The organism is Pseudomonas sp. MLB6B, assembly GCF_054508135.1.
Genome location: NZ_CP199313.1, coordinates 3,931,176 through 3,944,703, shown reverse-complemented (window position 1 = coordinate 3,944,703; position 13,528 = coordinate 3,931,176). Strand labels below are relative to the sequence as shown.

Here is a 13,528-nt window from a genome sequence, read left to right as displayed (position 1 = left end):
AGTATTCCTCGTATTGCCTGCAGGCGAGCTGCGGTTCTGAGGCAACGCTATCAAGTCACTGAACTATTGCCACCTGATAAAACTACCAGTTTCGAAGGGAAACAATCGCGCGTACAACTGTTGTCGAGCGGCGAGTGTTCATACCGTCTTCGTTTCAAAAACCGGTCCCGATTAGAGCGTCGGTGTGAAATGGGCATGACGGCGTAGGCGTTTTTAACAGCTTGCCAAAACGTATATTTAAGCCATCGCTGAATGATGACGGGTCCCGTGTGCAGTGAAGTTCGCCTTGAACCACGCCTCGCTGCGCGAACTGGCGCAACGGCATCACACAGTTTCGAGGCAACGGGTCCGCAATAACCAATAGTGACGCGGTGTATAGGAGTCGGTCCGATGAAGGATTCACAGCGGGCGTCTTGTAAAGACAAAACGAGGACAAAGCACACCAATAGGGTGTTGCCGCTGCCCATTGTTCCAGCATTGGACGGCGACTCGCTCGATCTGGAAAAATTACAAGGGCAGCCCCTCTATACGTATATCAAGTTCGATGGCCTGGGAATTGGCGACGAACTTTGGCCTCAGTTTTTCGGCTGCGGCGCCCAGGGCGAGGTGGAGGACCGTGAACGTACGCCTTTGCAAGTTCAAGAACTGGAGCCCGATGGCAGCTTCATGGTCGATTTCACCAATGAAGTGATGATGAGGCTTGACGGCGGGACTGTATTCTACTCCTACGCGAAAACCATCATTACTCGCGATGGTGCGGTTGAGCGATATGCCCAGGTGCAGTCGCCACGCCTTCTGTTTTATGTCAACAAACCAGTGTCACCCGTCGAGCAAGTACCCGCGCCGCATGTGCAGAGCAGTGACGGGTTGGTCATCGACTTGGCACGGATCACTGGCGACCTTTCGGTGGCAGCCGGTGCGTTTCCGGCAATGGCGGTAGGGGATACCGTTAAACTGACCTGGAGAGACGAATTTTACGAAGACACTGTTTCCAAAGTGTTGAAGGAGGAGGATCTGGATCGCCCTGTGGTGTGGTCTATTGACCGTCCCACACTTGAGTTGGCCGGTGATTGGTGCGAAATCAGCTATAAGGTGGTCTATGCGGGCAGCGGTTCTTCCGACCCGGTGAGCCAGTCCCCTGTTCAGCGCCTGACCATACTGACCGGCTCGCCACCCCAACTTCCAAGCCTGCCCCCACCTCAGGTGCAGGGTGATGCTGACGGGTATCTCGATCCAAGCAATCACCCGGATGGGTTGGTGGTCGAGATTCCCGATTACGGCATGCGATACGCTGACGAGGTGCTACTGCACGCAATGGGCGAGTCCACTCTACGCGCCAGCGTGCGGGTGGATCGCACTTTGATGGACAGTCGCCGGCTGCGCTTCTCGATTCCTGCGCAGTGGTTGCATGCCAATCTAGGCCAGACGATCAGCCTCGCTTACCAGTGGACCAGACCGGGGGAGGCTGCCGACTCGGCCGCCTTGGAATTGACCTTGCGCAAACCCCTGATCCTCAAGCTGCCGATCATCGGGGACGCCACTCCGCAAGACCCTGAGCCGCCAGAGCAACCGGATCCCGACATCGAGCAATACGGATTCATCTTTCCGATCCGCCTTGTCAACGGCGCCAACGTGCGGTTGCCAGAAGTGCCAGGCACCGATTGGGGCAAGGTGACCATGCATTGGGACGGCTACGGGGAGCTGGGCAAGTACAGCACGAGCACTCCCGTCATAGGCGACAACCTGCGCTACGTCATTCCTGCTTCGGCTGTGCCGGCGAACCTCGGTAGGCGTGTGAAGGTGTACTACACGGTGGAGCGTGCGGACGCTGCGGCGCAACGATCGCCCATCTACGGGCTGATGATAAGGGATTGGGATTCGTCGGCCTTCCAGCCCGTGCAGTGCCCCGGCGCACCGAACGGAAGGCTGTCGTTGCAGGCCGTCGAGGACGAGGTGCTCTTCACGTTGAGCAGCGACAGCTGGCAACTCTTCGATCAGGGTCAGATCGTCCGAGTTTGGGTAGTCGGCAAATCCAAACCCGAGCATGCATCGCTGCCGCCTGAAGTCATTCGCGACAATGTCGCCATTTCCGAAGACGAGTATTACGAAGGTCGATTGGTGATGGCATTGTCAAAGGCCTATTTGGAAAAGCTGCAGGAAAACACGACGTTCGAAGTGTATGCGTCGGTGAGCTTCGATGCGGGTGACAGCTTCAAGTCGATCGTGCCTGCGGATATTTTTTTGCTGAAATGAAGTTTCTACGTACATCTAGTTAGGCGCTTTGCATTCCGCGCACCATTTTAACTGATACGTATCACTGGAGTACTCTGATGGCGGACTATTCGCTGAGCCAACTTCTTGACTGGATGAAAGAACAACCGCGCACGCTGGGTTGGGGAATGATCTGTGCATTCGACCGTACCCAACTCAACACCTTGCTCACGCAAGAGTATATTCGCAGGTTCAAGACGTCCTCTTATCTCGATCCTATCAGCGGCACCATTCCCAATGGGGAAGATCGCCGCTTCGCCTTGAAAGACTTCACCCTCGACCGGCCACGGCTGTCGTTCGAAAACGTCGACCTCAACGATTCCAAGGCGCGTTTGCGTATGCGTGTCGTGGGCGGCACCCAGCTCGGGCTGAAAAGTGTGGGCGGGCAGTGGTATACCCGCGAAATCCGCGAAACCAGCCCCTTGCAGGGACCGGAGCTCAGCCTGAATCTGCGGCTGGACCAAGTGCCGGGCGTAGTGGGCGAAAACGGTGAACTGCGTCTGGACTTGAAATACAGCGACGACTTCCGCATGACCGTGTCGGAGGATCGGATCGAGCAGAATCTGGTCGGTGCTTATTTCCAGCAGAAGTTCGCTGCCCTCAATGACGAAACACGGGTGTTTCCCATCGGGCGTATCGAGCGGGGTGACAACGAACTGCTCAAACCCCAGTCGTTCGTCATGCGTACCCAAGCACGGCGACGTACGGCGGACGATCCCGTGGGCGCGGTGCTCGGCTTCGTGCGGTGGGAGGGTGATCGTGAAGGCACCTTACCCACACCGGACTCTGATTTTAGATATTTGATCCCCAATGACGGTGATCGCTCAGCCACGGTGATGATGGAATCCAGTCGAGTGCTACTGAGCCATGTAATGAAGGCATTCGCAGCCAAAGCGGCAAACAGTTCATTCAAGATCATTCGAGACGAAGCCGGCAGGATCGAGGCCGTGCGCGCACAAGAAGGAGATGTGGTCCTGCCAGATAGCATACTTCCAGTGTTCTTCGGCTCGGATATAGTTGAATTCCTGGCTTCTCTGGAGCCAGTGCTTATGACAAATAAGATGGAACTTAAATTATCCCCTTCGCGGGAGCTCAGTATTGTTTTCCCGGTCCATACGCGCATGGATCTGCGTGTGCACGACTTGTCGTTTTCGGGACTTAAGGAGAGGGAGGTATGGAAAAATTGTAACTACGGTATATCACATATCAGAACGCAGTCGAGTTTGAGCTATTCGATGAATGCCAAGTTTCGCTTAACGGATGCAAACGGTTTGCAATCCACGTACAAAGATGTCGAGCTGAAAGACGTGCAGGCGCCACACATTTGGTTTGACGACGCTACCCTCGGGCCCTCTAACTCAGGGGGGGACTGTGCATCATATTATAATCAATTTAGACTCATGGTTGCTGATGCCGTGCGTCGTATGGAAGAAGCCTTGTGGCATCCGACCGAAGGCATCGTCAACGTTGTGCAGATGCTGCTGGATTCCCACTTGTCACTCGACACGTCTATTCGCAATCTCATGCTCGACACACTTAAACTCAATTTTGGTAATGCCCTTATCGCAGACGAGTTACGCGCCCCGTACGACGTCGGCGTCTTCGGTCGAGTGAATCCTCTAACTACTTCGTTCGTGGTCAGCCCTCTGGAACACAACTTGGCCGCTGGCACGACCCGGCAATTCGCCGTCACCCCGGCGACCGGCGACCTGAGATGGTCGGTCGAACCCATCCTGGCGGGCGTATTGAGCGAGCAGATCGGCACCATCGATCCGCAAACGGGCTTGTACACAGCGCCAACCGCCGACTCGTTCGCAGGCCCTTTCGTCAGGCTGCGGGTGACTGCCATCAGCCAGGGCAACGGTTTCAGTAGCTCGGCACTGGTCACCGTGCTGCGCAATGCCTTGCAAGTCAATCCAGTGGCCTACGTGATGCAAGCCAAAGCAACGCTCAACTTGGAAGCAGGGTACCTGGGCGAAACCAGCCAACTGACGTGGGCGATCAAGGACACCTCCTTGGGTGGAGCGGTGGTAGGCCAGGGGTTGACTGCCCAGTACACCGCACCTCAGACGATGCCCCCGTCCGACCCCGACGACCCTTATGACGTTGGGCTGGCGTTCATTGCCGACGAGGTCGAGGTCCGAGATGCCGCCAGTGGAGTGCTGAGCACCGCGGTGGTGATCGTCGAATCCGCGACCAAGACGCCGATGTTGGTAACGCGTGAAGTCGATCCGGCCACCGGCAGTGTGCAACTTGTCGCGTTCATCAACGGCAGACCACGTGATCCGGCGAAAGTCGAGTGGGCGGTGCGCCATGGCCCAGGAACGTTCGGCACCACCAGTGGCCAGCCCAACGGCGTCTACACCTCGGGCCCGAGCGGCGACCAGACGTTTGCCCTCTTGACTGCCACTTACCGCAGTGAAGACGACGGGGTGTTCGAAGGCTACGTATTGCAGCCGTTACCCATCAGCGAGCTGGAGGCGGCGGTGCGTGGTACCGGGGTCTATGCGCTTGCGAATGTCAATGAGGAGACTCGACCATGAAAGAGCTGACGCATTCAGCGCTCACCCAATGGATACAACGCAACCCGGACCTTCTGAATGGGGACAGCATCACGTTTTTGCCACAGCCGCAGGCCAGATGGCTCTGGCACCACACCGTGTGAAGTGTTCCTCGTATTGCCTGCAGGCGCTACGGTTCTTGGACGACGCTACCAAGTCACTGAACTCTTGTGACCTGATAAAACTACCAGTTTCGAAAGGACGCCATCGCGCGTACAACTGTTGTCGAGCGGTGGGTGTGCTCACTTATCTTTTCGGGGGCATGATCGTCGGGGGCGTCGATAAGAAGTGCGTCCGACGGCGCAGACGGTTCTCATAGCGTTCTAAAACATGCGCCTGATCGAACGAAGCATATACCTCGCCGAGTTTTATGCGGGTGACGGCCTCAAGTCGATCATGCCTGCAGGTGTTTTTGCTGAAATTAAAGTCTCTATGCACACCTGTTTATGTTGGCGCTGCAGGCTGCGCGCCCTTTTCATTGAAACTGTATTTCTGAGGTGCCGTTATGGCGGACTATTCGCTGAATCAACTGATCGAATGGATGAAAGAACAACCGCGCACGCTCGGTTGGGGGATGATCTGTGCGTTCGACCGTACCCAACTAAACACTTTGCTCACGCAAGAATACATTCGCAGGTTCAAGACGTCTTCTTATCTTGAGCCTATCAGCGGCACCATCCCCAACGGGGACGAGCGTCGCTTCGCCTTGAAAGACTTCACCCTCGACCGACCACGGCTGTCGTTCGAAAACGTCGACCTCAACGATTCCAAGGCGCGTTTGCGTATGCGTGTCGTGGGCGGCACCCAGCTCGGGCTGAAAAGTGTGGGCGGGCAGTGGTATACCCGCGAAATCCGCGAAACCAGCCCCTTGCAGGGACCGGAGCTCAGCCTGAATCTGCGGCTGGACCAAGTGCCGGGCGTAGTGGGCGAAAACGGTGAACTGCGTCTGGACTTGAAATACAGCGACGACTTCCGCATGACTGTGTCGGAGGATCGGATCGAGCAGAGTCTGGTAGGTGCTTATTTCCAGCAGAAGTTCGCTGCCCTCAATGACGAAAAACGGGTGTTTCCCATCGGGCGTATCGAGCGGGGTGACAACGAACTGCTCAAACCCCAGTCGTTCGTCATGCGTACCCAAGCACGGCGACGTACGGCGGACGATCCCGAGGGCGCGGTGCTCGGCTTCGTGCGGTGGGAGGGTGATCGTGAAGGCACTTTACCCACATCAGACTCTGATTTTAGATATTTGATACCTAATGACGGTGGTCGCTCAGCTACCGTGCTGGTGAGCTATGGTCGGGTAGTACTTTCTCTGATGTTGGAAGGATTCAAAAAGAGAATGGCCGATTTTAGTTTCGAATACACCCGAGACACAACGGGCCAGCTCCTTGGCATACGGATACTCGAAGGTTGGACGTTGGCGCAACGTTCGCGGCACGGGATAGCCGGCGAGCCGGGGTCGGGCATACAGACTATCGATGTTGAAAGAGCTCAACACGGAGTGTTGGCAGACGGTCGTCAGGAACTTAAGTTGGATGCTGCGGGGCAGCTTAGGATTAAATGGCCTATGCCTATACTGTCCAGACTGGAATTCAATTCTTTGACACCCGCTGACGTCACAGATCAATCCACGTGGTCTAGTTGTAACTATTCGATTGCGCATGTCCGCTCTAGTGCTTCTCTTGACTTCACCCTACATGCCGCGCTTCGCTTGGGAAACGTGGATAGCGCCAGTGTAAAACTCGTGGATGCTAGCTACGATCACGCTGTGCAGCCAAGCTATGTGTCTGACGACAGAACGGCTAAGAATCGTGGCAGTGGGAATAATTGCGCCGCCTTTCAGACACGCGCAAACCTTCTGGCTATGGCTGGTATCACTGCTGCGGAACGTCACTTCGAACAGCGGGGGTTGGGTGCAGATTACCTTGCAAGCCAGTTTTTGGTTATGGAGTTGTCATACGGCCCCTCTATTCGTGAGCTGGTGTCCGATACGCTCAACCTTAATTTCGGCAACACGATTCTTGTAGACAAGCTCCTCTCCCCGCACGACGTCGGCGTCTTCGGCCGAGTGAATCCTCGAACGACTTCTTTCGTGGTCAGCCCTCTAGAACACAATCTGGTCGCTGGCACGACCCGGCAATTTACCGTCACCCCAGCCACCGACGACCTGAAATGGTCGGTCGAACCCATCCTGGCAAGCGTATTGAGCGAGCAGATCGGCACTATCGATCCGCAAACGGGCCTGTACACAGCGCCAACCGCCGACTCGTTCGCAGGCCCTTTCGTTAGGCTGCGGGTGACTGCCACTAGCCAGAGCAACGATTACAGCAGCTCGGCACTGGTCACCGTCCTGCGCAATGCCCTGCAAGTCAATCCGGTGGCCTACGTGATGCAAGCGGGCGCCGCGTTGAGTTTGGAAGCAGGCTACCTCGGCGAAGCCAACCGACTGACATGGACGATCAAGGACGCCTCCTTGGGCGGAGCGGTGGCAGGCCAGGAGTTGACTGCCCAATACACCGCTCCTCAGACGATGCCCCCCTCGGACCCCGACGATCCTTATGACGCTGGACTGGCGTTCATCGCTGACGAGGTCGAGGTCCGAGACACCGCCAGTGGCGTGCTGAGCACTGCGGTGGTGATCGTCGAATCTGCGACCAAGTCGCCGATGTTGGTGACGCGTGAAGTCGATCCGGCCACCGGCAGTGTGCAACTTGTCGCGTTCATCAACGGCAGACCACGGGATCCGGCGAAAGTCGAGTGGACGGTGCGCCATGGCCCAGGAACGTTCGGCAACACCAATGGCAAGCCCAACGGCGTCTACACCTCGGGCCCGAGCGGCGACCAGACGTTCGCACTCTTGACCGCCACTTACCGCAGTGAAGACGACGGGGTGTTCGAAGGCTACGTATTGCAGCCGTTACCCATCAGCGAGCTGGAGGCGGCGGTGCGTGGTACCGGGGTCTACGAGCTTGCGAATGTCAACGAGGAAAATCGACCATGAAAGAGATGACGCATTCAGCGCTCACCCAATGGATACAACGCAACCCGGACCTTTTGGGTTGGGACAGCATTACGGCCTTTTCAATGGCGCAAGCCAACCGGCTATTGCACAACGCCTTCATTCGCCGGCTGAGCGTCGGTCAAGATATCAATGGGATTTCAGGCGTCATCGAAGTCGAACAAACCGACCTGGCCTACCACTTGGCTGGCTACAGGTTGTCCGCGCTGAGCATGGATATCGGCCGCGCCACACATGAAACCGAAGAGTTCGAAGCTCAGGTACGGTTGTACGGTGGCACGTTGGTGAGAGCCGAACAACCTTACAAGGTGCTGAGCCTTGCGGTCCATGACGAGCTCGACGGCCTGGCCGCCACTCAGCAATGGATGCCCGAAAACGCTGACGGCAGATTGTCCATGGACATAGCCAAAGGCCAGAGCTTTCGTCTCGCCGTGAATGACGATTCGTCCGTCCAAGCAGCAGCAGGTCATTGGCTGCAAACGCAACTCGCTCTGCAGGATCAGGAAAAACGTGACGTCGTGTTGGCAGAAAGCTCGTCCGATTCTCCTGCCTTGCGCATTGGGCCTGTGCGCTTGCGCGGGCAGACCGGCTCGCAAGGCCCGGCCTTGCTGCTGTTCGCATCCTCGCGTTTGGGCCGAGTTGGCAAGTTGCCAAGCCCTGACGATGAGTTTCCCTATCTACTGGAGCAGCAAGCAACGGAAGACGCTGCACACCTGTTGAACATGGGCTTGCTGCACCGAAACAGTTTCAGCGAAGGTTTTACCGGACTTCTGGACGATATGGCGTTCGAGGAAGTGAGAGACGCAGATGGCGTGCTCACTGGCTTGCGTGCTACCCGTGGAACGCTGCAGATTCCCTCCACCCGTTACCAAAGCCGCGATTACCTCTTCGAGGGGCAGGCGTTCGAGCTGAATGCGGTGGGCGGACTGGTGGCGAACTTCGCCCAGGATCAATCCGGCCAGCGCTGGCAGGGCACGTGTACGTTCAGGTTCAGTTGTCTGCCCAACGGGGCTCATGTTCCGCTCGAGTACACGGCCAGCTTCACGTTGGACCTGCGCCATCGTTTTCACCTGCTGGCTGCTCCCGATACGGACTACAGCATGCTCGAAGGGCAGTTCTTCTCGCCCTGGCCGCAGGCGCAGGAAGCCACCGCCACGCAGGGCCTGCCTGATGACGCTGATGGGGAACTCAAGGCGCAGGCGGAAGACTTCGCTGCCTATGCGGTTAAGCAGGCGATTCTCTCGACAATGTCCAAACAGCTCAATCCCCGCGCCCCAGAGCAGTGGTTGGAGAGCATGCAGTTGCTGGGTAGCGGAACGCTGCGGCCTACGGCGTTCGAAATCCCGGCAGCGCTTGCCGCCTTCGGTCCGTTGCGTGCCGGCGGCTCATTTGGGTTGGCCAGCGCTGAGGTGATGCTCCTGCCAGGCGCGCGTCACACCTTCGTCGTCGAAAATCCACCCGAAAGGCCGTTGAGCTGGTCGTTGCAGAGCCTGCCGGGTGGCCCGACCAACCCTGGCACCATCGATCAGCAAGGGGGTTACCGTGCGCCGCCACAACACACGCTGCAAGGTCGTTCGGGCCAAGTGCTGGTTCAGGTCAGCGATGGCCTGGGTGCCATGAGTGCAGCCCTGGTGACCGTACGCCAGTACCCGCTGACGGCAAACCCCTTCATCACCACGGTGCAAGCCAATGGAGAGTGGGTATTGACCGCAGCCGCGATGGAGGGCGGGGCCCTTCGGTGGACACACGCCAATGAAATACCGGGCGAGAGCGGCCTGCTCGATCCACAAGCGCAAGGCCAGAAGTGTCGTTACCAGGCACAACCACCTGCCGCAGACAGGACCTATGTGCACGATGAAATTCTGGTCAGCAGCGCGGCGGGCGGCGAGCCGCAGAGCGTCCATGTTTTGGTGATACAGCGGCCTCCGGCGCTGGTGGTGGCGCTCTCGGAAGAGCCTCAAAGCGACGGTTCGTTGCAGTTCGTTGCCCTATTCAACGGCAGACCCCGCAAAGCGACATGGCGTTTGGCCGTTGGCACTGGCCACATGGACGAAAGCACAGGGCTGTACCAGCCAGCCAGCGGGCCGCAGGCACCCGGGATTCTGGTCATGGCGACGGTCGAGAGCGAAGATTTCGGTCTTCTCGAAGGCCACCAGATCATGCCGTTGAACACCGATCGATTCCCCGCGTTGAGCCGCCAATTGGTGGCGAACTCGGCGCGTCCATCCAATGTATCCGGGAGGGCTTGAACATGTCCGGTAATTCACTCGAGAACGTCCTGGCGCACATGGCCGGCGGCAACATCACCCTTGGGTGGGGGGCCGTCGCCGCATTTGGCCGCTCACGTCTCAACAGTCTCCTGCGCGACCAGTACCTGCAACGCCTGAGCGCCTTGCGCTTTGTGCCGTTGCTCAATGCCGATGTCGACCACAAGGACTTCATCCGTACCCGCAGCGTACTCAGAAAGCTGGAGTTCGGCGCGCCTTCTCTGTCATTCACGACAGCATCGCTCAGCGATTCCAAAGCCGAGCTGACATTTCCGATCGTTGCCGGCAATTACCTGCGTGAATCACCCGTGGCGGAGAACCTGTTGACGCGCTTCACCATCGATGAGGCCATGGGCTACCAATTGGTCGTGGACATCGATCTGAGTCTGGTCGTGGGTGAGGTCGATCGGCAGGGCAGGGTGACCCTGGATCTTGCCCAGGCCACTGCGTTTCGCTGCAATCTGGAGGTCCATAACGACACTGTCAACGCCTTGCTGGCGCAGGCCATGCAGGAGCATTTCAGCCGATTGCCACACCACCAGGGTCGCTTCGAACTGGGCATGCTCGATTTTGCCGGGTATTCGCCTCTGACCCCGACAGATTTCGTCATCCGTACTCAGGCGGCGCCCGGTGCACGAATCAGGGGCGCGGACAATTATGGAGACGGTGCAGTGCTGACCTTCATCCAGTTGCAAGGCAACACTGCGCGTGGACAACTGCCCACTTCCAGCTTCCCTTATCTGGTTCCGGACGATCGCGACGCCGAGGGCGGCGAACGCTATACGGCCGCTTTGGTGGTCGACAAGGCCATGCTTGCACACGTGACGGACGATCGTATCGATGTGCTCACGTCACTGTTGTTCCCGGCCTCGCATATCTTCGTCGAGCGTGCACGGCATACGCCGCACGACCTGGCGATTTTCGGCAGCGTCGAACCGCTGCCCAGTCTGCTCAGCATCGATCCGCCTTTCGTGGTGATCGAAGCCGGCGAGCGACAGCAGTTCACGTTGCGCGACCAGACCGGTAAAGAGGTAAAGGCTTCAAGCTGGCACGCCGTCAGTCGGCAAAGCCACAGCGAAGCGGGCGATGGGCTGATCGACGCGAACGGGCTCTACCGCAGCCCCGCCGCGCAAGACGTCGGCTATCCAAGCTTGACCATCATCGTCACAGCCGAACACGGCGATCAGAAAACCACCGCGCAGCTGCTGGTAAAATTCGAGCGCGCACAGATTGCGCCGCGGGTGGCGGTATTCTCGCCGCAGACCTCGGTAGACCTTGCCGCGGCCTTACAGGGGGGCGAAGCCATCGACTGGACACTGCCGGGCACCCCGCGCGGTGAGCTCGATCAAGATCGGGGCGCGCGCGTCACGTTCAACCCGCAAACCCTCGCAAGCAAGCGGCTTTTGAGCGTCCAACAGGTACTGGGCAAAGGCGTCGAGCAACGTCATGCGGCTTTGGTGATGCTCAATGGGTTGCAGTCGGTTGCGTTGGAGCCCATCCGCGCCCTGGACCTCGAGCCCGGGCAAAGCGTCGTCATCTCGGAACGTGTTCCGGACCTGCTGCCCGGTGCAAGGCGGCGTTGGCAGTTGATCGGCCCGGGCATGCTCGATGAAAACGGCGTCTACACGGCGGCTACGGATGATCAACAAGGCACCAGTGTGGTGACGTGCGAGCTGATACACAACGGTGTCGTGCTGGCGGCCGGTTATAGCTTGCTCGAAGTCGGTGAGCGCGAGCCATCATCCGATCCCACCTGGACGAACATTTCCTCCTACACCGTCAGAGTGCCGGCAGGGGAGGCCAACGATACAAAAGGGCAATTGCTCAACAATGGGTTTCAGTCGTTACGCTTGCAAGTGGTCATCGAGACTGAAAAAGCGGCAGATGGCAAGTTCTATCGGCTGAGTCACGATGAGCGTGCCAGCATCGGACTGAACTTCGAAATTTCCAAGCAACGCCTCGTCGCGTTGAACGGTAGCAGCCCCAATGAGGGTATCGAGAGGGACGACCTCAATCGCTGGGCGACGCGTCAAGTGCCTAACCGCTTCCAACTTTCCTATGGCCAGCGCGCCGTGTCAGACGCGACAGTCGATGATAATGAAGAGGCCATCACGCGGCAGGATATCTACTTGCACTGTGCGGATCGAGCGGGGGTCGCTACCAAGTTGTACAGCAGTTTCTATGCTGATAGGGGCGGGGTCTGGTCTTCCAATGCCAGTGAAGGCGAGCACAGTCGTGTAGAAGTCGTTCCCAAAGAGGTGCCGGATCCGAGTGCCTTCCAGTACAGCTGGGAGCGTGTGCGGGTCGCTGGTGGCACCGGTAGCCCAGGGAATCCGCCTGATGACGACTTTAATTTTCACCTGGTGACCATCGACTATTGGCAATTGAAACTTGTCGGCGGTCGTTTCGAAACGTGCCAGTTCTTGCCGCTGCAAGCCGCCAATGGCCTCGCGAAAACATCGATGATTCGTTGGGAGAGCGAAAATCCCCAGGAGATCATGTTCAGCTTTACGGGCTATATATTCAGGGACCCGCTGGAAACGTTCGAGCCGAACGTCCAATTCGACGAAGACCTGCGGACGTTGCTGGCAAGTCGCTCTGAACGGGACACCCCAGTTGATTTGGCCCGGTTTGAAGCGGGCACCCTGGTCATCACCAACCACCGGCTGCGCGACTTCAGTTGGCGAGCACCGGACAACGGCGGCCCTCGCGACAGGCTGTCGCACCGCCTCGCAGTAGTACTGCGCGATCTGCAGGGCAATCCGCACTATCGCCAAGTGCACTTCCGGCCACCTGAGCAGGTCGGGCATAGAAACTATCTGGAACAAGTGCTTTTCACGCCCGTTTGAAGACCCTCAGTCACCGAGTAGGGCGACGTATAACATCGCATGTCGAGGAGTTACGGTTATGAATACATTATCCGTTGCAAGTGTTGGCTGTGCCTTGCTGTTGGCGTGTGGAGCATCTTACGGTGCGCCAGCAGAAGCTCAGAACACAGGAAAAATCTTTTTCATTGGAAAAAACAGCATGGATGAGCCGGGAGGGAAAAGTTGCTCCCTGCCGATCACTAAAGGCGAAACTTTCATGGGCGATACAGCCTGTAAGAATGACGAAGTGTATTTTTATCGGTTCGACAATGTTCCTTCTGCCACGTTGATTACGCTGGATGCGGAGAATACTTGCCGAAGCGCTAACAATCCAGGCGATTGGCAGTTCGTACTGCGTTCCTATATCAATCCCACGACGACTGATTGGAAAAGAGTTTCTGACTTACAGTCTTCGAGCGCGGGCGATATCGTTACCGCAGGCGTTCTCTTTGAGCAGGGGTATTACAGACAAGGTGGGGTCGGCGGGAAACTGTCATGCGTGCGAATTCAGCCTTGATTAATCGGGCGTCATTAGCGAAAGGG

The 13,528-nt window shown here is 57.7% G+C and carries 7 protein-coding genes; all 7 read left to right on the top strand.

All coding sequences use genetic code 11. The features are described from left to right. The first annotated feature begins 390 nt into the window (after positions 1-390). The 7 genes from ACSMEV_RS17385 to ACSMEV_RS17355 all read left to right on the top strand — a co-directional run bounded on the left by ACSMEV_RS17385 (position 391) and on the right by ACSMEV_RS17355 (position 13,502). Positions 391-2,253: a hypothetical protein gene (locus tag ACSMEV_RS17385; protein WP_459206250.1), complete on the top strand. Its 1,863-nt coding sequence runs from the start codon at positions 391-393 to the stop codon at positions 2,251-2,253. Positions 2,254-2,330: 77 nt separating this feature from the next. Beyond that, positions 2,331-4,814, top strand: coding sequence for a hypothetical protein (locus tag ACSMEV_RS17380; protein ID WP_459206249.1), 2,484 nt, complete (start codon positions 2,331-2,333; stop codon positions 4,812-4,814). After that, positions 4,811-4,936 carry a hypothetical protein gene (locus ACSMEV_RS17375; RefSeq protein ID WP_459206248.1) on the top strand — a complete coding sequence of 42 codons (126 nt, stop codon included), beginning with the start codon at positions 4,811-4,813 and terminating at the stop codon, positions 4,934-4,936. The genes ACSMEV_RS17380 and ACSMEV_RS17375 overlap by 4 nt, the downstream gene beginning before the upstream one ends. Before the next feature lie 401 nt (positions 4,937-5,337). Further along, positions 5,338-7,833: a hypothetical protein gene (locus tag ACSMEV_RS17370; RefSeq protein ID WP_459206247.1), complete on the top strand. Its 2,496-nt coding sequence runs from the start codon at positions 5,338-5,340 to the stop codon at positions 7,831-7,833. Continuing rightward, positions 7,830-10,100, top strand: coding sequence for a hypothetical protein (locus ACSMEV_RS17365; protein WP_459206246.1), 2,271 nt, complete (start codon positions 7,830-7,832; stop codon positions 10,098-10,100). The genes ACSMEV_RS17370 and ACSMEV_RS17365 overlap by 4 nt, the downstream gene beginning before the upstream one ends. A 2-nt stretch (positions 10,101-10,102) precedes the next feature. Next, positions 10,103-12,967 carry a hypothetical protein gene (locus ACSMEV_RS17360; protein ID WP_459206245.1) on the top strand — a complete coding sequence of 955 codons (2,865 nt, stop codon included), beginning with the start codon at positions 10,103-10,105 and terminating at the stop codon, positions 12,965-12,967. A 58-nt stretch (positions 12,968-13,025) separates the two neighbouring features. Then, on the top strand, positions 13,026-13,502 hold the full coding sequence (locus tag ACSMEV_RS17355; RefSeq protein ID WP_459206244.1) for a hypothetical protein: 477 nt from the start codon (positions 13,026-13,028) through the stop codon (positions 13,500-13,502). Positions 13,503-13,528: the final 26 nt, after the last annotated feature.